This window comes from Methylorubrum populi, assembly GCF_002355515.1.
Taxonomy (GTDB): domain Bacteria; phylum Pseudomonadota; class Alphaproteobacteria; order Rhizobiales; family Beijerinckiaceae; genus Methylobacterium; species Methylobacterium populi_A.
Window position 1 is genome coordinate 3826314 of sequence record NZ_AP014809.1, and the last position, 19675, is coordinate 3845988.

The 19675-nt window shown below is 69.2% G+C and carries 14 protein-coding genes; 6 read left to right on the forward strand and 8 right to left on the reverse strand.

Features of this window, described 5'->3' with window-relative positions; genetic code table 11:
• Nucleotides 1-143: 143 nt before the first annotated feature.
• The 5 genes from MPPM_RS17695 to coxB form a co-directional block, all read right to left on the reverse strand.
• On the reverse strand, nt 144-752 hold the full coding sequence (locus tag MPPM_RS17695) for a cytochrome c oxidase assembly protein (protein WP_096486185.1): 609 nt from the start codon (nt 750-752) through the stop codon (nt 144-146).
• Between the two features lie 12 nt (nt 753-764).
• On the reverse strand, nt 765-929 hold the full coding sequence (locus MPPM_RS28560) for a cytochrome c oxidase system small membrane protein (protein WP_162940560.1): 165 nt from the start codon (nt 927-929) through the stop codon (nt 765-767).
• An 8-nt stretch (nt 930-937) separates the two neighbouring features.
• Entirely contained in the window at nt 938-1891 is a 954-nt protein-coding gene (locus MPPM_RS17700) for a heme o synthase (RefSeq protein WP_096486186.1), read from the reverse strand.
• A gap of 199 nt (nt 1892-2090) precedes the next feature.
• The gene (ctaD, locus tag MPPM_RS17705; RefSeq protein WP_096486187.1) at nt 2091-3719 is read right to left on the reverse strand and encodes a cytochrome c oxidase subunit I; all 1629 of its coding nucleotides are present in this window, start codon (nt 3717-3719) and stop codon (nt 2091-2093) included.
• Nucleotides 3720-3802: 83 nt separating this feature from the next.
• The gene (gene coxB, locus MPPM_RS17710) at nt 3803-4642 is read right to left on the reverse strand and encodes a cytochrome c oxidase subunit II (RefSeq protein ID WP_096486188.1); all 840 of its coding nucleotides are present in this window, start codon (nt 4640-4642) and stop codon (nt 3803-3805) included.
• Nucleotides 4643-4897: 255 nt separating this feature from the next.
• On the opposite strand from coxB, the gene fdhD reads away from it, so the two are divergent.
• Nucleotides 4898-5761 carry a formate dehydrogenase accessory sulfurtransferase FdhD gene (fdhD, locus tag MPPM_RS17715; RefSeq protein WP_096486189.1) on the forward strand — a complete coding sequence of 288 codons (864 nt, stop codon included), beginning with the start codon at nt 4898-4900 and terminating at the stop codon, nt 5759-5761.
• A 27-nt stretch (nt 5762-5788) separates the two neighbouring features.
• On the opposite strand, the gene MPPM_RS17720 is transcribed toward fdhD, so the two are convergent.
• Entirely contained in the window at nt 5789-6829 is a 1041-nt protein-coding gene (locus tag MPPM_RS17720) for a hypothetical protein (protein WP_096486190.1), read from the reverse strand.
• A gap of 620 nt (nt 6830-7449) precedes the next feature.
• Between MPPM_RS17720 and gltB the strand changes: the two genes are divergently transcribed.
• Together gltB and MPPM_RS17730 are read left to right on the forward strand one after the other, a co-directional pair.
• Nucleotides 7450-12168, forward strand: a complete 4719-nt coding sequence (gltB, locus tag MPPM_RS17725; RefSeq protein WP_096486191.1) for a glutamate synthase large subunit — start codon at nt 7450-7452, stop codon at nt 12166-12168.
• A gap of 131 nt (nt 12169-12299) precedes the next feature.
• Complete coding sequence (locus MPPM_RS17730; RefSeq protein ID WP_096486192.1) at nt 12300-13733, forward strand: glutamate synthase subunit beta; 1434 nt, start codon at nt 12300-12302, stop codon at nt 13731-13733.
• A gap of 72 nt (nt 13734-13805) precedes the next feature.
• Here the strand turns inward: MPPM_RS17730 and MPPM_RS17735 are convergent, their stop codons facing one another.
• Nucleotides 13806-14750: an MBL fold metallo-hydrolase gene (locus MPPM_RS17735; RefSeq protein ID WP_096486193.1), complete on the reverse strand. Its 945-nt coding sequence runs from the start codon at nt 14748-14750 to the stop codon at nt 13806-13808.
• Between the two features lie 178 nt (nt 14751-14928).
• Between MPPM_RS17735 and MPPM_RS17740 the strand changes: the two genes are divergently transcribed.
• Both MPPM_RS17740 and MPPM_RS17745 read left to right on the forward strand, forming a co-directional pair.
• Complete coding sequence (locus MPPM_RS17740; RefSeq protein WP_096486194.1) at nt 14929-16269, forward strand: sensor histidine kinase; 1341 nt, start codon at nt 14929-14931, stop codon at nt 16267-16269.
• An 8-nt stretch (nt 16270-16277) separates the two neighbouring features.
• The gene (locus tag MPPM_RS17745; protein ID WP_096486195.1) at nt 16278-16937 is read left to right on the forward strand and encodes a response regulator transcription factor; all 660 of its coding nucleotides are present in this window, start codon (nt 16278-16280) and stop codon (nt 16935-16937) included.
• A gap of 36 nt (nt 16938-16973) precedes the next feature.
• Here MPPM_RS17745 and MPPM_RS17750 read toward each other — a convergent pair whose 3' ends face one another.
• A complete protein-coding gene (locus tag MPPM_RS17750) occupies nt 16974-19301 on the reverse strand; it encodes an FdhF/YdeP family oxidoreductase (protein ID WP_096486196.1) in 2328 nt (775 codons plus the stop codon).
• A 120-nt stretch (nt 19302-19421) separates the two neighbouring features.
• Between MPPM_RS17750 and MPPM_RS17755 the strand changes: the two genes are divergently transcribed.
• The gene (locus tag MPPM_RS17755; RefSeq protein ID WP_096486197.1) at nt 19422-19670 is read left to right on the forward strand and encodes a hypothetical protein; all 249 of its coding nucleotides are present in this window, start codon (nt 19422-19424) and stop codon (nt 19668-19670) included.
• The last annotated feature ends 5 nt before the right edge of the window (nt 19671-19675 follow it).

Consider the following 19675-nt stretch of genomic DNA (forward strand, 5'->3'; position numbering starts at 1 on the left):
GATGGTTCTCCCTCAGCCCTTGCCCGTCACCGCCTGACGGCCGGGCCCTGTTGCCTTGGAGGTCCGGCGGGACCGGACCTCGGTTGAAAACCCTCTACTTCGGCAGCCAAGCCATTGTCACGCTTGCGCCGTCGCAGGATCCCTCAAAAATTGCGCGTGGGAGCGGGCTTGGCCGCTTCCGCCACCGGCGAACCGTTCTTCGAGGGGTAGTAAGTGTAGGACAGCGTCATCTCCGAGAGCGTGCCGATGTCCGGATCCTTGCGCAGGGCCGGATCGACGTAGAACACCAGCGGAAATTCCGCCGACTCGCCCGGCTGCAGCGTGTGCTCGTCGAAGCAGAAGCACTGAACCTTGACGAAGTAACTCCCCATCAGGTCCGGCTGCACGTTGAACACGGCGATGCCGGTCGAGGCCGCCGGGCCGGTATTCGTCACCTTGAAGAACACGGTCGCGGTTTGGCCGGGCACCGCCTCGACCCGCGACTGCTCCGGCTGGAAGCGCCAGGACAGGGCCTTCGACACGTTGGTGTCGAAGCGGACCGAGACCGGCGCCAGGGCTTCGCCCGGCGCGGCCGTCGGTGCGGCGCCGACGAGCGGCGTTCCGCCGTAGCCGGTCGCCTTGCAGAACATGGAGTAGAGCGGCGCGGAGACGGCCGCGAGGCCGCCCATGCCGAGCACCACGCCGGCGCAGGCGATCACGGTCCAGCGCGCGCCGCGCGCCGCCTGCTTCTGCCGCTCCCTCGCATCTTTCATCGGTTCACGCCCTCAGAGCGGCCGCTGCAGGACCTGGGGTCCGAGCTTGGCGATCGTCAGCACGAAGAAGATCAGCACCAGGGCGCCGAGCGTCAGGGCGATGGCGATCGAGCGCTTGCGGCGGGTCTTGGCCTCCTCCGGCGTCAGGGGACGCACGCCTTCCGGCAGATCGGACATGGCGGGCCTCACGCTGCGACCGCGCGGAACAAACCGAGCCCCTGCTCGGCGAGCAGCGCCGAGAAGAGCAGGAACAGGTAGAGGATCGAGAAGGCGAACAGCCCCATCGCCGCCTTGCGCTCGGGCTCGCCCTCGCGCAGCCGGTAGACCTGCACCGCGCCCGCGAGCATGCCGAGGCCGCCGAGCACGCCAACGACGGCGTAGAGCCAGCCGCCGAAGCCGAGCCAGACCGGAACGAGGGCGAGCGGGGCGAGCAGCAGGGAGTACCAGACGATCTGGCGGCGGGTAGAGTCCGGACCGGCGACGTTCGGCATCATCGGAATGCCGGCGCGGGCGTATTCGCCGCTCTTCACGAGCGCCAGCGCCCAGAAATGCGGCGGCGTCCAGATGAAGATGATGGCGAACAGTACCAGCGACTCGATGCCGACATGGCCGGTCACGGCGGCCTGGCCCACCACCGGGGGAAGCGCCCCGGCGGCGCCGCCGATGACGATGTTCTGCGCCGTCGCCCGCTTCAGCCACATCGAGTAGATCACGGCGTAGAAGACGATGGTGAAGGCCAGAAGCCCGGCCGCCAGCCAGTTCGAGGCGAGGCCGAGGATCAGCACCGAGCCGACCGAGAGCACGACGCCGAAGGCGAGCGCCTCGTCGGGGCGGATGCGCCCGTCGGGGATCGGACGCTTGGCGGTGCGGGTCATCAGCGCGTCGATGTCGGCATCCCACCACATGTTGAGGCAGCCCGAGGCGCCGGCCCCGACCGCGATCATCAGCAGCGAGATCGCCGCGATCACCGGGTTCACGGTGGCGTCGGACACGACCATGCCGACGAGCGCCGTGAAGATCACGAGCACCATCACCCGCGGCTTCAGCAGGGCGAAGAAGTCGGAGACTTCGCCGCCCGCGGCGGAGGAGAGCGACACGCGGCCGGCGTCGGCGCTGAGGCTGTTCGACAGGCTCGTCATGGGAACCGTGATCTGACGCTTGTTCTGAGGTGTTCGGATCGCGCCGGTCGTGGCGCCGCCCTTTGCGGGAGGTCTCGCGGGAGGCCTCCGGGAAAGAGCGAGGACCGCCTCGGCGGTCCTCGCGATCCTGGTTGTTCTTGGAGCATCGTCTTTTTCCCGAAAGCCGGCGGCCGCCTTTCGGGACGATGCTCTCGCCGCCTTAGTGGGCCGGCTCGTCGACGATCTTGGGGAGCGTCTCGAACTGGTGGAAGGGCGGAGGCGAGGACAGGGTCCATTCCAGGGTGGTGGCACCCTCGCCCCACGGATTGTCCGCGGCGCGGGTCTTGGAGCGGAAAGCCAGGACGATGCCGATCACGAACACGACCATGCTGAGGGCGAAGACGTGACCGCCGAGGGTGGCGACCTTGTGCCAGCCGGCGAAGGCCTCCGGATAGTCGGCGTAGCGGCGCGGCATGCCGGCCAGACCCAGGAAGTGCATCGGGAAGAACAGGACGTTCGCCCCGATGAAGGCCAGCCAGAAGTGCAGCTTGCCTGCCCATTCCGGGATGACATGGCCGGTCATCTTCGGGAACCAGTAGTAGACACCGGCGAAGATGATGAACACGGCGCCGAGCGAGAGCACGTAGTGGAAGTGCGCGACCACGTAGTAGGTGTCGTGCAGGTACTTATCGACCGAGGAGTTCGCGAGCACGACGCCGGTGACGCCGCCGACCGTGAACAGGAAGATGAAGCCCACCGCCCAGTGCATCGCCGCGGTGAAGCGGATCGAACCGCCCCACATCGTCGCGATCCAGGAGAAGATCTTCACGCCGGTCGGCACCGCGATCACCATGGTCGCGAAGACGAAGTAGGACTGCGTCTGGAGCGACAGGCCGACGGTGTACATGTGGTGGGCCCACACGACGAAGCCGACGACGCCGATGGCGACCATGGCATAGGCCATGGCGAGGTAGCCGAAGACGGGCTTGCGCGAGAAGGTGGCGATGATGTGCGAGACGATGCCGAAGGCCGGCAGGATCATCACGTACACCTCGGGGTGACCGAAGAACCAGAACAGGTGCTGGTAGAGCACCGGATCGCCGCCGCCGGCCGGATCGAAGAAGGTGGTGCCGAAGTTACGGTCGGTGAGCAGCATCGTGATCGCGCCGGCGAGGACCGGAAGCGACAGGAGCAGCAGGAAGGCGGTGACCAGCTCGGCCCAGGCGAACAGCGGCATCTTGTGCAGCGTCATGCCGGGGGCGCGCATGTTGAGGATGGTGGTGATGAAGTTGATCGCGCCGAGGATCGAGCCCGCGCCGGCGAGGTGGAGCGAGAAGATCGCGAAATCGACCGCCGGACCGGGATGGCCGGCCGAGGAGGAGAGCGGCGGGTAGACGGTCCAGCCGGTGCCTGCGCCGCTGGCGCCGGGCGAGCCCTCGACGAACAGCGAGCAGACGAGGCAGGCGAAGCCCGACACGGTCAGCCAGAACGAGATGTTGTTCATCCGCGGGAAGGCCATGTCCGGCGCGCCGATCATCAGCGGGACGAACCAGTTGCCGAAGCCGCCGATCAGGGCCGGCATCACCATGAAGAACACCATGATGAGGCCGTGGCCGGTGACGAACACGTTGTAGGTCGCCGGATTGGAGAAGTACTGGAGCCCGGGCTCCTCCATCTCCATGCGGATGCCGAAGGACAGGAACGCGCCGACGATGCCCGCCATGAAGGCGAAGATCAGGTAGAGCGTGCCGATGTCCTTGTGGTTCGTCGAGAGGAACCAGCGGGCGAAGAAGGAGGGTTTGTGGTCGTGGTGGGCGTCATGCCCGGCATGTGCTGTGGCGGTGGCCATCGATCCTAGCCTTAATCAGATGTCTGTCGCCTCTGGCGAATGGAGGATCGGCCGGGACTGCGGCGCCCCGGCCCGATGAAGCGTCAGCGGGCGTCCGCGAGGCGCGCGCCGTTGTCGACGGCGGCGTACTTGGTCTTCGCCTCGGTCAGCCACTCGGCGTAGGCCTGCTCGCTGACCACGCGCACGGTGATCGGCATGTAGGCGTGACGGGCGCCGCAGAGCTCGGAGCACTGGCCGTGATAGGTGCCCTCGCGGTCGGCCTTGAACCACCACTGGTTCAGGCGGCCGGGGATCGCGTCGATCTTGCCGCCGAAGGAGGGGATCGCCCAGGAGTGGATGACGTCGTCGGAGGTGACCTGCACCTTCACGATCTTGCCGACGGGAACGACCATGTCGTTGTCGGTGGCGAGCAGCTTCGGCTGCTGCTCCTCGTCGATGTTGGCGTCGAAGGTGAAGCCGCCCTTGTCGCCCTCGGCCGGGTAGACGTAGGACCAGTACCACGCATGGCCCACCACCTTGACCACGACGTCGGCCTTCGGGTCCGAGAGTTGCGTGCGCAGGGTGCGGAACGAGGGGATCGCCACCGCCACGAGGATCAGGACCGGGATGATGGTCCAGGCCACCTCGATCATCGTGTTGTGCGTGGTGCGCGACGGCGTGGGGTTCGCCTTCTCGCTGAACTTGAAGATGCAGTAGAGAATGAGGGCGAGAACGAAGACCGAGATGCCGAAGGCGAGCCAGTGCAGCCCGTGCTCGAAGTTGAGGAGGTCGACGGCCTCGGCCGTGACCGGGACCTGACGGCTCATCTGCCACGGCTCGGGCTGGCCGACGCCGGCCGCGAGAGCGGAGGAGGACGAACCGAGGAGGGCGCCGAATGCGGCGAGCCCCCACGATGACCAATGTTGCGCCTGCGTCGTCCGCATATCCCCGCTTGGCTCCCCTGATGCCTATGGTTTGTTTGCCCTTGAATTTGCCGAACAGCGTCGCAAATCCGAGGACTGCCCGACCTTATCGCGGGCCTTGCCGGTTCCGGCGTGACCGTGTCGCTGCCGGATGGGCGGTTGCGACGTAGAACCATACTGATCGTGAAACCGCAACCGCAACAACGCTGCCAAGCGTCGCTTGGACGCGGGATCAGGCTTGCGTCACGAGCAATTTGGCTGCCTCTGGGGATACGGATGCAGGACTTCAGCCGAAATTCTGAATGCGACTTCGGCGGGGAGGCCCCTGCGACGTCGACCAAGGTCGGAACGCTCGTCGTCGCCTACGACGCGGCCGAGGCCCGGCCGGACTCCCGCGCGCTGGCCGTCGAGATGCCGGTCAACGTCGTCTACGGCACCGTGCCCTATGCCGTGATGATGCTGACGCCGGCCGATCTCGAAGACTTCGCCTACGGCTTCAGCCTGACCGAGGGCGTAATCGAGTCGCCCGAGGAGATCCGCGGCGTCACCGTGGAGCCCGGCGAGGGCGGCCTGCGGCTCCTGGTCGATCTCGCTCCGGGGCGGCTGCGCGAGCATCTCGCCCGCAAGCGCGCGATCAGCGGTCGCACCGGCTGCGGCGTCTGCGGCATCGAGGATCTCTCCGCCCTGCCCACCGCCAAGACACGCTCCGGCAAGGGCCCGCAGGTGACGCTGGCGGCGATCCAGACGGCGCTGACGGCCCTCTCCGACCGCCAGACCCTCAACCGGGAGACCCGCGCGGTTCACGCCGCCGGCTGGGCCGGTCTCGACGGGACGCTCGTGGCCGTCCGCGAGGATGTCGGCCGCCACAATGCTCTGGATAAGTGCATCGGCGCGCTGCTGCGCCGGGGCGTGCGGCCGGACGAGGGCTTTCTCGTCATCACCAGCCGCTGCTCGTTCGAGATGGCGGAGAAGGCCGCGACGCTCGGTGCCTCGGTTCTGGTGGCGATCTCCGCCCCGACCTCGCTCGCAATCGAGCGGGCGCGCTGCCACGACATGACGCTCTGCGCCATCGCCCGTTCCGACACGCTCACCGTGTTCTCGGGTCGCGAACGGCTGGTGCTGGCCGGGGAGGGCGGCTGAGGCGCCGCTCCCCCGGATCGCCTCGCCTCAATCCGTACCGCCCGTGCCGCCGGCCTCACCGGTGCCGCCGGGAACGACGGTCGCCCCGCCGATCACCCGCACGTTCTTACGCGCGCCGTCGTCCGGCGGATCCTGCCAACCCTTGCCCGCGGCTGGCGCCGGCTTCGATTCGGCGGTCTTCGTCGGCTCGTTGACGGGCTCCTTGGCCGCCTCCGGCCGCACCTCGCTCGCCTTCGGCTCGACCGCCCTGGCCTCCCTCGCATCCGACTTGGCCGGATCGGACTTGGCCGGATCGGATTTGGCAGGCTCGGATTTGGCCGCCGGCGTCATCGCGGAGGATCCGGCGGGATCGGAACGGAGCTTGGGCTCCGGAGCAGTGGGGGCGATCCGGGCCTGGGACGGAAGCTTCGGTGCCGGCGAGGTCCGGGCCGCGGCACGGCGCGGCGTCTCGGACCGGCCGACCGCATCGGGATTGACGCCGAGCGGGTTGGCCTCGGGCCGGGCCGTCGGCGGCGTGCGCTCGACCTGGACCTCGCGGGGCGTACCCCGATCGCCGGCGGAGGGCGCCGTGCGCAGGCCGGGAACGGAGGGGATGTCGGCCGGCGGCACGATGCGCTCCGCCTCGCGGAGCGGACGGCGCGGACGCATGTCATCCTCGGTCCAGCCGTAGCCCGGCGCCGCCGGCCGGACGCGGTCGGCGGGATAGTAGACGCCGCCGAGCGGCTCGCGTCCGATCACGTCGCCCTCGCGGGCATCGACGACGAGCCGAACCCGCTGGCCGCGCGGGCTCGTCGCCTCGACGCGGTAGTTCCGCCCGTCGTAGCGGGGGCGGGCGATCTCGGTGAAGCCGCGGTCGCGCAGGTCCTCGACGACCTCGCGCGGCGGCAGCAGGCCGTCCTCCTCGAAATACACCACCCGCGGCGGGCCGTAGATCCCGCGGTCGAACCCCTGGGCGGCGGCGGCCTGCAGACCGGCGCCGGTCAGGAGCGCGGCGGTCAGACCGAATCCGAGGCTGCGACGCAGCACCGCTCCCGTGAGACGACCGAAGGCGTGACGGCTCGAAGCCATAGGACCTCTCGAACCAAGCTGTAGCAGAAGGGAAGGTCCCGGGAGCCCGCTGTTGACCGCAGGTCCCCCGGCGTCACGGCAGACGCGATCCCCGCATTCCTTCCGTGCCGGCAAGGTTTTCTAAACGATTGAATGGGGCGACATTGCGGACCGGCTCGGAACCTGCAAGGAGCAGAGGGGAGGCCGACGTGCCGCCGGACACGCCGCGCCGTCGAAGCTCGGCTGCGCTGCGCGAATTCAAGGCATGTTCAAAAGGCCGGCGGCGGTGGCCGGCGGCCCCTTGCTGGAATGAATGAAATCTGGCAACGTCCGCCTATAGGACAGTAAGACTGTCCCATTTGTCGCGCTTACCTTTTGTCGCGCTTGGCCGTCGGGCGAGCTTTGGGGATCCATCACGTGACCGACGTGACGTCCGAACGAGCTGACAAACCGGTGATCGTCGAGGCGATCCGGGCGAGCGCCGGCTGAGCGAGCCGGGGCTTCAGCCCGCGGGTTGGCGGGCGATTCCGGCAGGAAGCCCCACCAGACCCGACTTGAAAGTGATGGCGACGGCCCGGGCACCGATGGTGTTCGGGCATAAAACATGCTCGCGTGCGGGCAGGGTCGGAGATCTGCGGACGATGCGTGAAATCCCGTCTGAACTGTCGGTGCCGGCCGTGATCGGCGAGACCGCCGTCCCGTCGCGGGCCGGCGCCACGCCGCTGATCCTGCGCGATCCGGCTCTGCCGCGGGCGCAGGGCGCCTACGATCCGGCCCACGAGCGCGATGCCTGCGGCGTCGGCTTCGTGGCGGACATGCACGACCGTCGCAGCCACACCATCGTCGAGCAGGGTCTCAAGATCCTCGAGAACATCGACCACCGCGGCGCGGTGGGCGCCGATCCGACCATGGGCGACGGCTGCGGTATCCTCACCCAGATCCCGCACGGCTTCTTCTCCGAGGAATGCTCGCGCCTCGGCTTCGAGCTGCCGCCTGCCGGTCAGTACGCCATCGGCCAGTTCTTCCTGCCCAAGGAGACGGAGGCCCGCGCCGCCATCGAGGCGATCGTCGAGAAGACGCTGGCCGACGAGGGTCTGCCGCTGCTCGGCTGGCGCGACGTGCCCGTCGACTCGACCGATCTCGGCAAGGCGGTGAAGGAGACCGAGCCGCATCACCGTCAGGTCTTCATCGGCTGTCCCGCGAGCATCACCGATCAGGATGCCTTCGAGCGGCGCGTCTTCATCGCCCGCAAGGTGATCTCGAATCAGGTCTACAGCCTGGAGGATGAGCGGGCGAAGACCTTCTATCCCGTCTCGGTGTCGAGCCGGACGATCGTCTACAAGGGCATGGTGCTCGTGCACCAGCTCGGCCACTACTATCTCGACCTCAAGGACCCGCGCTACGTCTCGGCCCTGGCGCTCGTCCACCAGCGCTTCGCGACGAACACCTTCCCGACTTGGCGCCTGTCGCACCCCTACCGGATGGTCGCGCATAACGGCGAGATCAACACGCTGCGCGGCAACGTGAACTGGATGGCCGCGCGCCAGGCCAGCGTCGATTCGGAGCTGTTCGGCAACGACATCTCGAAGCTCTGGCCGATCTCCTACGAGGGCCAGTCCGACACCGCCTGCTTCGACAACGCCCTCGAGTTCCTCGTGCAGGGCGGCTACTCGCTCGCCCACGCGATGATGATGCTCATCCCCGAGGCCTGGGCCGGCAACCCGCTGATGGGCGAGGAGCGGCGCGCCTTCTACGAGTACCACGCCGCTCTGATGGAGCCGTGGGACGGCCCCGCCGCCGTCGCCTTCACCGACGGGCGCCAGATCGGCGCGACGCTCGACCGCAACGGCCTCCGGCCCGCCCGCTACATCGTCACCGATGACGGCCTCGTCGTGCTCGCCTCCGAGATGGGCGTGCTGCCGATCCCGGACGAGAAGATCGTCCAGTCCTGGCGTCTGCAGCCGGGCCGGATGCTGCTGATCGATCTGGAGAAGGGCCGCATCGTTTCCGACGAGGAGATCAAGGGCGAGCTGGCCTCCGCGCACCCCTATGCCGATTGGGTGAAGAACACCCAGATCGTGCTGGAGGAGCTGCACCCGATCCAGCCGCGCGCCTCGCGCACCGACGTCTCCCTGCTCGATCGCCAGCAGGCCTTCGGCTACACCCAGGAAGACCTCAAGCTGCTCATGGCCCCCATGGCCGTGACCGGCCAGGAGGCGGTCGGCTCCATGGGTTCGGACACGCCGCTCTCGGCGCTCTCCGACAAGCCCAAGCTGCTCTACACCTACTTCAAGCAGAACTTCGCGCAGGTCACCAACCCGCCGATCGACCCGATCCGCGAGGAGGCCGTGATGAGCCTCGTCTCGTTCATCGGCCCGCGCCCGAACCTGCTCGACATGGAAGGCGCCTCGCGCCGCAAGCGGCTCGAAGTCCGTCAGCCGATCCTCACGAACGGCGATCTGGAGAAGATCCGGTCGATCTCGCATTTCGAGGACCGCTTCGACACCAAGACGCTCGACATCACCTACGCGGCCGAGTCCGGCGCGGCGGCGATGGAGGGTGCGCTCGATCGCCTGTGCGACCGGGCCGAGGTCGCGGTGCGCGGCGGCTACAACATCATCATCCTGTCCGACCGGATGGTGGGGCCGGACCGCATCCCGATTCCGGCGCTGCTCGCCACCGCGGCCGTGCACAACTACCTGATCCGCAAGGGGCTTCGCACCTCGGTCGGCCTCGTGGTCGAATCGGGCGAGCCGCGCGAGGTGCATCACTTCGCCTGCCTCGCGGGCTACGGCGCGGAAGCGGTGAACCCGTACCTCGCCTTCGAAACGCTGATCTCGATGAAGGACGAGTTCCCGCCGGATCTCACCAACGACGAAATCATCTACCGCTACATCAAGTCGATCGATAAGGGCCTGCTCAAGGTCATGTCCAAGATGGGCATCTCGACCTACCAGTCCTATTGCGGCGCGCAGATCTTCGACGCGATCGGCCTGAACTCGGACTTCGTGGCCAAGGACTTCTTCGGCACGGCGACGACCGTCGAGGGCATCGGCATGGCCGAGGTCGCCCAGGAGACGGCCCTGCGCCACCAGGATGCGTTCGGCGACGCCCCGATCTATCGCAACGCGCTGGATGTCGGCGGCGAGTACGCCTATCGGCTCCGCGGCGAGACCCACACCTGGACGCCCGACACGGTGGCCACGCTGCAGCACGCGGTGCGCCTCGGCGCGGCCGAGCGCTACCGCGAATACGCCCGGCTGGTGAACGAGCAGGAGAACCACCTCAAGACCCTGCGCGGCCTGTTCCGGATCAAGACCGCCGCCGATCTCGGCCGCGAGCCGGTGGACATCTCCGCGGTCGAGCCGGCCGCCGAGATCGTCAAGCGCTTCGCCACGGGCGCCATGTCCTACGGGTCGATCTCGAAGGAGGCGCACGAGACGCTCGCCATCGCGATGAACTCGTTCGGCGGCCGCTCGAACTCGGGCGAGGGCGGCGAGGAGGCGCGCCGGTTCGTGCCGGGGCCGGACGGGCGCTCGCGCCGCTCCGCGATCAAGCAGGTCGCCTCGGGCCGCTTCGGCGTCACCACCGAGTACCTCGTCAACGGCGACATGGTGCAGATCAAGGTCGCGCAGGGCGCCAAGCCCGGCGAGGGCGGCCAGCTGCCCGGCCACAAGGTCGATGCCAAGATCGCCAAGGTCCGCTACGCCACCCCGGGCGTCGGCCTGATCTCGCCGCCGCCGCACCACGACATCTACTCGATCGAGGATCTGGCCCAGCTGATCTTCGACCTGAAGAACGTGAACCCGGCGGCCGACATCTCGGTCAAGCTCGTCTCCGAGGTCGGCGTCGGCACTGTCGCGGCGGGTGTCGCCAAGGCGCGGGCCGACCACATCACGATCTCAGGCTTCGACGGCGGCACGGGCGCGGCCCCGCTGACCTCGATCAAGCACGCGGGCGGGCCGTGGGAGACGGGTCTCGCCGAGACGCAGCAGACCCTCGTGATGAACGGCCTGCGCGGCCGCGTCGCGCTCCAGGCCGACGGCGGCATCCGCACCGGCAAGGACGTGATGATCGCGGTGCTGCTCGGCGCCGACCAGATCGGCTTCTCGACCGCGCCGCTGATCGCGGCGGGCTGCATCATGATGCGCAAGTGCCACCTCAACACCTGCCCGGTGGGCGTCGCCACCCAGGACCCGGTGCTGCGCAAGCGCTTCAAGGGCACGCCGGAGCACGTTATCAACTACTTCTTCTTCGTGGCCGAAGAGCTGCGGGAACTGATGGCAGCGATGGGCTTCACGAAATTGGAGGACCTGATCGGCCGCTCCGACCTCCTCGACAAGCGCGAGGCGATCGAGCACTGGAAGGCCCGCGGCCTCGACTTCTCGAAGCTGTTCCACCGGCCCAACGTCGGACCGGAGGTGGCGATCCGCCATGTCGAGACGCAGCACCACCCGATCGACACGGTGCTCGACCGCCGCCTGATCGCGGGTGCCGAGCGCGCCCTCGAGACCGGCGAGCCGGTCGTGCTCACCGACGTGATCCGCAATTCGGATCGCGCCGCGGGCGCCATGCTCTCCGGCGCGGTCGCCAAGAAGTACGGCCATGACGGCCTGCCCGACGACACCATCGTGGTGAAGCTGAACGGCACCGCCGGGCAGAGCTTCGGCGCGTGGCTCGCGGCCGGCGTCACCCTCGACCTGACCGGGCACGGCAACGACTATGTCGGCAAGGGCCTGTCGGGCGGCAAGCTGATCATCCGTCCGAGCGACGCGCTGAAGGCGCCTCCCGCCCGCACGATCATGGCCGGCAACACCGTGCTCTACGGGGCGATCGCGGGCGAGTGCTACATCCGCGGTGCGGCCGGCGAGCGCTTTGCCGTGCGCAACTCCGGCGCGATCACCGTGGTCGAGGGCATGGGCGACCATGGCTGCGAGTACATGACCGGCGGCGTGGTGGTTTCCATCGGCGTGACCGGCCGGAACTTCGCGGCGGGCATGTCCGGCGGCATCGCCTACGTGCTCGACGAGGACAGCTCGTTCCGCGACCGCTGCAACCTGTCGATGGTCGATCTGGAGCCGGTGGAGGAAGAGGACGACATCATGCGCCGCTTCCACCAGGACGGCGACCTGGAGACCAAGGGGCGGGTCGACATCCTCGCGGACATGTCGGGCCACGACGAGGAGCGGCTGTCGCAGCTTCTCACCAACCACCTGAAGTACACCGGCTCGCCGAAGGCCAAGCAGATCCTCGACGATTGGGCGGGCTACCGCACCAAGTTCGTCAAGGTGATGCCGGTCGAGTACCGCCGGGCCCTGCGCGAGATGGAAATGGCGCGCATGCCGGTGGCGGCGGAGTAGTCACGCGTCACACGGCTGCGTTCTTTCGCGCCATACGGTCGGCGGCCCGTGCCGCCGACCGACTCACAGCGATGACGGACAGACGGCAAGGCCGCGTGGTCGAGGGATCCGCGCCTGCGAAGGGTTGATCGATGGGCAAGGTCACAGGGTTCCTCGAATACGACCGGCAGGAGCAGAAGTATCAGCTCGCCGCCGACCGCGTTCGGCACTTCCGCGAATTCACGCTGCCGCTCGATGAGCACGACCTGTCGAAACAGGCCGCGCGCTGCATGGATTGCGGCATCCCGTTCTGCCACGGCCCGACCGGCTGCCCGGTCCACAACCAGATCCCGGACTGGAACGACCTCGTCTACCAGTCGGACTGGGAGGAGGCCTCGCGCAACCTCCACTCGACCAACAACTTCCCCGAATTCACCGGCCGCATCTGCCCCGCGCCCTGCGAGGAGGCCTGCACCCTGAACCTCGAGAACCAGCCGGTCGCCATCAAGACGATCGAGCAGGCGATCGCCGACCGCGCGTGGAACATGGGCTGGGTCAAGCCCGAGCCGTCGGCGACCCGCACCGGCAAGCGCGTGGCGGTCATCGGCTCCGGCCCCGCCGGCATGGCCGCGGCGCAGCAGCTCGCCCGCGTCGGCCACGACGTGCACGTCTACGAGCGTGAGCCGAAAGCCGGCGGCCTGCTCCGCTACGGCATCCCCGACTTCAAGATGGAGAAGCGCCACATCGACCGGCGCGTGAAGCAGATGGAGGCCGAGGGCGTCGTCTTCCACTACAAGTCCAATGTCGGGGTGAACGTGCCGCTGGAGGAGCTGACGAGCCAGTTCGACGCCGTGCTGTTCTGCGGCGGCGCCGAGGAGCCGCGCAATCCGCAGCTTCCGGGCCAGGATCTCGACGGCGTGCACTACGCCATGCCCTACCTCGTGCAGTCGAATCGCCGGGTCGGTGCCGAGCCGATGCCGGGCAACGGCGAACTGCCGATCCTCGCCGCCGGCAAGAACGTCGTCGTCATCGGCGGCGGCGACACCGCCTCGGACTGCGTCGGCACCGCCTTCCGCCAGGGCGCGCTCTCGGTGACCCAGCTCGACATCCGCCCGCGTCCGCCGGAGCGGGAGGACAAGCTCACCGTGTGGCCCTACTGGCCGACCAAGATGCGCACCTCGTCGAGCCAGGCGGAGGGCGCCGAGCGCGAGTTCCAGGCCGCGACCCTGCGGCTGGAGGGCAACCGCAAGGGCCAGCTCACCGGCGTGGTCTGCGCCCGCGTGGACGAGCGGCGCCAGCCGATCGAGGGAAGCGAGTTCGTGCTGCCCGCCGACCTCGTCTTCATGGCGATCGGCTTCGCCGGCTCGGTGCGCAAGGGTCTGCTGGAGGAGTCGGGCGTGGCGATGGACAAGCGCGACAACGTCATCGCCAACGACGAGGACTACCTGACCTCGAACCCGAAGATCTACGTCGCCGGCGACATGCGCCGGGGCCAGTCCCTGGTGGTCTGGGCGATCCGCGAGGGCCGCCAGGCCGCCCGCTCCATCGACGAGGCGCTGATGGGCGCGACCGTCCTGCCGCGGTAAACCGCGTCAGCTTCGAACGAGAGGGGGTCATCGCCGAGAGGCGGTGGCCCTTTTCGTTGGGCCTCCGCGGTCTCAGCGGTAGGCGCCGTCGGAGCCGGCGCGGTCGCGGACTTCCCATAGGTAGCCCGCCCCGTCCCGGAGGATCCGGCCCCGACCGGCGAGGTGCATCCCGGCGACGTCCAGCCCCTCACTGGCGGCCCGGTCGAGGATGCGGCGGCGGGTGGCGATGGCCTCCGCCGGATCGGCATCCCAGATCACGGTCCAGTCCGGATGCGGCATCTGCAGCAGGCGGGAATGGAGGATGTCGCCCCAGATCAGCAGCCGCTCCGATCCGTCCTCGATCACCACGCCGGCATGGCCGGGTGTGTGCCCCGGCAGCGGCAGGAAGGCGATGCCGGGTGCGAGATCGGCCCCGCCGGAGACCCGGCGTACCCGGCCGGCATAGGCGGCCAGCAGGGCCTGCGCGGTGTCGAAGAAGGGGGCCATCGCGGCGGGCGCCCGAGCGCGGGCGCCTTCATCCGACCAGAAGGCCGCCTCCCGCTCCTGAACCACCAGCTCCGCCCTGGCGTAGCGGGCGCGGCCCTCGTTCGTGAGCAGGCCGCCGGCATGGTCCGCGTGGAGATGGGTCAGCCAGACGGTGTCGATCTGATCGGGACCGATCCCTTCCGCCGCGAGCGCCGCCGTGACCCGGTCGAAGCCCGGCCCGAACACGGTTCCGCAGCCGGCATCGAGCAGCCAGTGCCGGGTCCCGCGCCGGATCAGGAAGGCGTTGACGGGCTCCGGCGAGGGACCGCCCTGCGGCAGGCCGGCCTGCGCCAGCAGGGCACGTCCGGCCTCGCTGTCGGCGGCCGGGATCATGCTCGGCTGGAGCGGGAACAGGCCGTCGCGCAGCGGCGTGACGGTGAAGCCGCCGACGCGATAGGCCGAAGCGGGAGCTGCCCGCGCCTCGACCATCTGCAGGAGCGGCAGGCCAACGCCCGCGGCGACGACGGAGCGGCGGGTGAGGGGCAGGGGCATTCGCGGCGGGTCCGGCGTCGGGGAATCGAAGCCGCGATCCTGGCGGGCCGGCCCGCCGTGGCCCAGGGAAGCGCACCCGCCGGGATCCGGGCATTTTTCCCGACGGCGCCCCGCCCCCCTTGCGCCCCGGCCGGGGGTGGGTGCCAATTCGGCGGACGTCCCACGCCCGGTTGCCCCGATGAGCCTGCCCGCGCATCTCGCCCTGCGCCTTCTGGTCGTGACGCTGCTCTGCCTGACCGGCGCCATCGCCTGGACCCTGTGGGAGGCACGCACCGGTCTGCGCGAGGAGGCTGCGGTCTCGGCGGGGCGGATCGCGGCGCAGTTCGCCCGGCAGCCGGGACTCGGCAGCGTCGGTCCGGCAGCCCTGCCGATGGCCGAGCCGCAGGCGGAACCAACCGTTTTGATGATTCTGCCGGGCATCTGCGCCGAGATTCGCCTCGGTGCCGAGGCGCCGCGTCGGCTCTGCGGCGATTGGGACGGGCTCGGCACGGCGCCCGCTTGGCTCGCGGGCATGCTGGCGGCGGAGGCCGGGGCGGGGCCGGTGATCCGGGAGATCCTCTACCGCGGACGTTCCCTCGGCCGCGTCTCGGCTTGGCCCGATCCCGTGGCCGCGGCGGGCCGGGCATGGCGGCAGGTGCGGTTCGCCGGCGGCCTCGCCCTGACGCTTGCCGGAACCACGGCGATTCTCGGCTGGCTCGCCGCCGCCCGCCTCGTCGCGCCGGCCGCCCGGATCGTCCACGGCCTCGACGGCTTCGAGGCCGGGCGCACGCCTTCGTCCCTGCCGCACTTCAAGGCTGCGGAGTTCGACCGGATCGCGACCGCCTTCAACGCCCTCGCCGAGCGCCTGTCCCGCATCGAGGTGGAGCGCGCGGGGCTGATGCAGCGGCTGGTTCAGGTGCAGGAGGAGGAGCGCCAGAGTCTCGCCCGCGACCTGCATGACGCGTTCGGCCAGTGTCTCGCCGCGGCCGGCGCGCTCGCCGCCGCCATCGAGGCCGGCGCGCCGAAGGATCGCGTGGATCTGCGCGCCGACGCGGCGGGCATCGAGGCGGTGGTCGGCTGCATGCGCGAGAGCCTGCGCGGGGCGCTGGCCCAGCTCGAACTGCCCGATTTCGCCGGCATCGGCCTGGGCGAGGGCCTGCGCCGCCTCGTCTCGGATTGGCAGGCGCGGCTGCGGGCGGGTCCCAGCCTGCACCTCGACGTGACCGGTGATTGGGCGGGCCTGTCGCCGCAGGCCTCCGCGAGCGTCTACCGGATCGCGCAGGAACTGCTGACCAACGCCCTGCGGCACGGGCGGCCGAGCCGGATCTTTCTGCGCTTGCAGCGGAGCGAAACCGGACGGCGGCCGATCACGCTGACCGTCGAAGATGACGGCGGCGGCGATGCCGCGGGAATCGCCGAGGCGTCCGGCCGCGGCCTCGCCGGAATCCGGGCGCGCCTCGCGGTCCTCGGCGGCGAGCTGTCGCTCACTGGGAACGGCAGCGGCCTTCGCGCCTGCGCCACCGTTCCGACCGCCGGCTGAGGCGCGCCATGCCGAGCATCCTCCTCGTCGACGACCATCCCGTCGTGCGCGAGGGCTATCGCCGCCTGCTCGAACGGCTGCCGGGCTTCACTGTCGTGGCGGAGGCCGAGACCGCAACGGAGGCCTACCGCCTCTACAAGGCGCGGACTCCGGATCTCGTCATCCTCGACCTCTCGCTACCGGGGCCGAGCGGCATCGAGGCGATCCGGCATATCCGGCAATGGGACGGCGCAGCCCGCATCCTCGTGTTCAGCATGCGCACCGGCGCCGCGGTCGCGCGCCAAGCCTTCGCCGCGGGTGCCGGCGGCTATGTCAGCAAGGCGAGCCCGCCGCGGGATCTGCTGACGGCAGTGGCGGGCATCCTGCGCGGGGAGCGTGCCATGAGCCCCGACATCGCCCTGGCCATCGCGCAGGACGAGGTTTCCGGCGGGCGCACCGCCCTCGACGATCTGAGCCCGCGGGAGGTCGAGATCCTCGGCCTGACGGCGGCGGGCGCGACGGCCCCGGCGGTGGCCGAGGCGCTTTGCCTCAGCCTCAAGACGGTCCAGAACAACCTCTCGCTGATCCGGGCCAAGCTCGGCGCCCGCACGGACGCCCATCTGGTCTGGATCGCCGTCGGCGCCGGGCTCCTGCCGGCTCCGCCCGGTCCGCCCTCCGGCGAGGGCTGAACCGGTCCGTCCTCAACCGGAGCCCGATCCGCCGGCTCACCCCGCGGCGAGCTCCAATTGCGGTTCGAGCACCCGCTCGTCCTCCAGATGCACGGTGACGGGGATCGTCTTCGCCGCCGGGACCTTGCTGCCGTAGGCGTAGTGCCAGAGCGGCATCAGCACGTTGCATTCGGGATAGTAGCCGCCGATGCAACCGATCGGGATGTCGTAGGCGACGACCAGCATGCCGGAGAGGTGCCGGTCGACCCCGTCATCGGCGGCGGTCCGCAGCGTCACCGCCTGCCCGACCTTCAGCCCGAGGCGGTCGATGTCGGAGCGGTTCATCAGCACGACCTTGCGGGTGTTCTTGATGCCGCGGAAGCGGTCGTCGTAGCCGTAGACCGTGGTGTTGAACTGGTCGTTCGAGCGCAGCGTCATCAGGCGCAGCACGTCGTGGCCGATCTCGGGCATGTCCGCGTCCTCGTCGAGCCCGGTCGGGGTCACGAAATTGGCCCGACCGGTCTTGGTGCGCCACTCGCGCCGCTTGACCGGGAGGTCGCGCTGGAAGCCGCCCGGCTCCCACATCCGCCGCTCGTAGTCCCAGAACGTCTCCGGCAGCGTCTCGCCGATCTCGCGCCGGATCTCGGCATAGTCCGTCCGGTAATCCGCCCAGCGCACCCGTGGGTTGGGGTCGAGCACCCGTTCGGCCAGTTCGCAGATCAGCCGGATCTCGCCGATCAGGTGCGGCGAGGCGGGGCGGCGCAGGCCGCGATTGCCGTGGACGCAGCCGGAGGTGTCCTCCATCGACAGGCATTGCTGGCCGGCCGCGGTCTCGTCGATTTCCAGGCGCCCGATGACGGGGAGGATGTAGCTGATCTCACCGGGGAGCAGGGCGCTGCGGTTGAGCTTGGTGATGACGTTGACGGTGAGATGCAGCTTGCGCCACGCCGGCTCCATCAGGCTGTGCTCGGGGATGGCGCGGACGAAGTTGCCGCCCAGCATGAAGAAGGCGCGGACATCGCCCCGCAGAACCGCCTCGCAGGCCTCGACGGTGTTGGTGCCGGCCTCGCGCGGGGGCTCGAAGCCGAATTGCTGGCCGAGCCGGTCGAGGGGGAAGAGATCCGGGTTCTCGGTGATCCCCATCGTGCGCTGGCCTTGCACGTTGGAATGGCCGCGGATCGGGCAGATGCCGGCCCCCGACCGGCCGAGATTGCCGCGCATCAGCAGGAGGTTGACCAGCATCTGCACGGTCTCGACGCCGGCCTGGTGCTGGGTCAGCCCCATGCCGTAGACGCCGATCACCGCGTGCGAGCGGGCATAGACCCGGGCGGTCGCCTCCATGTCGGCGCGGTGCAGCCCGGAGCGGCGCTCCAGCTCGTCCCAGTCCTGGGTCCGCAGCCACTCGGCGAAGGTCTCGAAGCCGTGGGTATGCCCGGCGATGAAAGGCTCGTCGAGCACCGCCTTGCCACCCGCCGCCTTTGCCGCATCGTGCTGGTCCAGCACCGACTTGCAGATGCCGGCGAGCGCCGCGAGATCGCCGCCCGCCTTGACCTGATGGTACTGCGAGGAAATCCGCGTCGCCTTGCCCGTCAGCATCTCGGTCGGCGATTGCGGGTTGAGGAAGCGCTCCAGCCCGCGCTCGCGCAGCGGGTTGTAGGTGATGATTGGAACTCCGCGCCGGCTCGCCTCCTGAAGAGGGTGCAGCATCCGCGGCGCGTTGCTGCCGGGGTTCTGGCCGAAGAACATGATGCAGTCGGACTTGGCGAAATCGTCGAGGGAGACCGAGCCGACCGCCTGCCCGATGCTCGCTGGCAGCGCCACCGAGGTGGTCTCGTGGCACATGTTGGAGGAATCCGGCAGGTTGTTGTTGCCGTACATCCGCGCGAACAGGCCGTAGAGGTAGCTCGCCTCGTTCGACAGGCGCCCGGAGGAGTAGAACACCGTCTGGCGCCGATCCTCGACGGCCCGCAGCTCGGCGGCGATGTCTTCCAGGGCGTGCCCCCACGAGACCGGCACGTACTTGTCGGTCTTCGCGTCGTAGCGCAGCGGGTGGGTCAGACGGCCGGTCTGTTCGAGGTGGTAATCGTCCCAGCCGAGCAGCTCCGTCACCGTATGCTCGGCGAAGAAGTCGGGTGTGCAGCGGTGGGCGGTCAGCTCCCAGGCCACCGCCTTCACGCCGTTCTCGCAATACTCGAACGGCAGCGGGCTCGCCGGCTTGACCCAGGCGCAGCTGTTGCACTGGTAACCGTCCACCTTGTTGTGCCGGGTCAGCGCGATCGGAACGCTGCCCAGCACGCCTTCGCGCCTCAGGATGTTGCCGACCGAGCGGGCGGAGCCCCAGCCTCCGGCGGGGAGGGCGTAGGGCTTGTAAGCGGGCTTTTCCAAGGGGAGGCACTCCGAAACGGGGCGGTCTGGGAAACACCCGCCGTCGGGCAGGGTTTTCGCCGAAACTCACGGCTTCAGAGATTTGTTCGTGATAATATCACCGCCTTAACGGAGGTTAATGTGATCATCGGCCGAGATTACTTGCTGAAGAAGCCGTCCGGACCCTCCGCACCGAAGTTTTTCCTCGACACCCAGGTGGTTCCATTCGCAACAAATATTGCGGGGAGTCTCGAAGTGGCGCTGGATCGCGCCGCGATCCGCACCGGTATCCGGCCGGCCGTGCTCCTGGCCGGAATGGCCGGGCTGACGTCGTTCGCGCTGTTCCATCTGCTGCGTCAGCGGAGCACGACAGTCCACCCGCCGCACTGAGGCGC

Coding starts and splice junctions, on each gene's coding strand:
- MPPM_RS17695 (WP_096486185.1), bottom strand. CDS start 752: ATGAAAGATGCGAGGGAGCGGCAGAAGCAGGCGGCGCGCGGCGCGCGC.
- MPPM_RS17745 (WP_096486195.1), top strand. CDS start 16,278: ATGCCGAGCATCCTCCTCGTCGACGACCATCCCGTCGTGCGCGAGGGC.
- MPPM_RS17730 (WP_096486192.1), top strand. CDS start 12,300: ATGGGCAAGGTCACAGGGTTCCTCGAATACGACCGGCAGGAGCAGAAG.
- fdhD (WP_096486189.1), top strand. CDS start 4,898: ATGCAGGACTTCAGCCGAAATTCTGAATGCGACTTCGGCGGGGAGGCC.
- MPPM_RS17735 (WP_096486193.1), bottom strand. CDS start 14,750: ATGCCCCTGCCCCTCACCCGCCGCTCCGTCGTCGCCGCGGGCGTTGGC.
- gltB (WP_096486191.1), top strand. CDS start 7,450: ATGCGTGAAATCCCGTCTGAACTGTCGGTGCCGGCCGTGATCGGCGAG.
- MPPM_RS17740 (WP_096486194.1), top strand. CDS start 14,929: ATGAGCCTGCCCGCGCATCTCGCCCTGCGCCTTCTGGTCGTGACGCTG.
- MPPM_RS28560 (WP_162940560.1), bottom strand. CDS start 929: ATGTCCGATCTGCCGGAAGGCGTGCGTCCCCTGACGCCGGAGGAGGCC.
- MPPM_RS17700 (WP_096486186.1), bottom strand. CDS start 1,891: ATGACGAGCCTGTCGAACAGCCTCAGCGCCGACGCCGGCCGCGTGTCG.
- ctaD (WP_096486187.1), bottom strand. CDS start 3,719: ATGGCCACCGCCACAGCACATGCCGGGCATGACGCCCACCACGACCAC.
- MPPM_RS17720 (WP_096486190.1), bottom strand. CDS start 6,829: ATGGCTTCGAGCCGTCACGCCTTCGGTCGTCTCACGGGAGCGGTGCTG.
- coxB (WP_096486188.1), bottom strand. CDS start 4,642: ATGCGGACGACGCAGGCGCAACATTGGTCATCGTGGGGGCTCGCCGCA.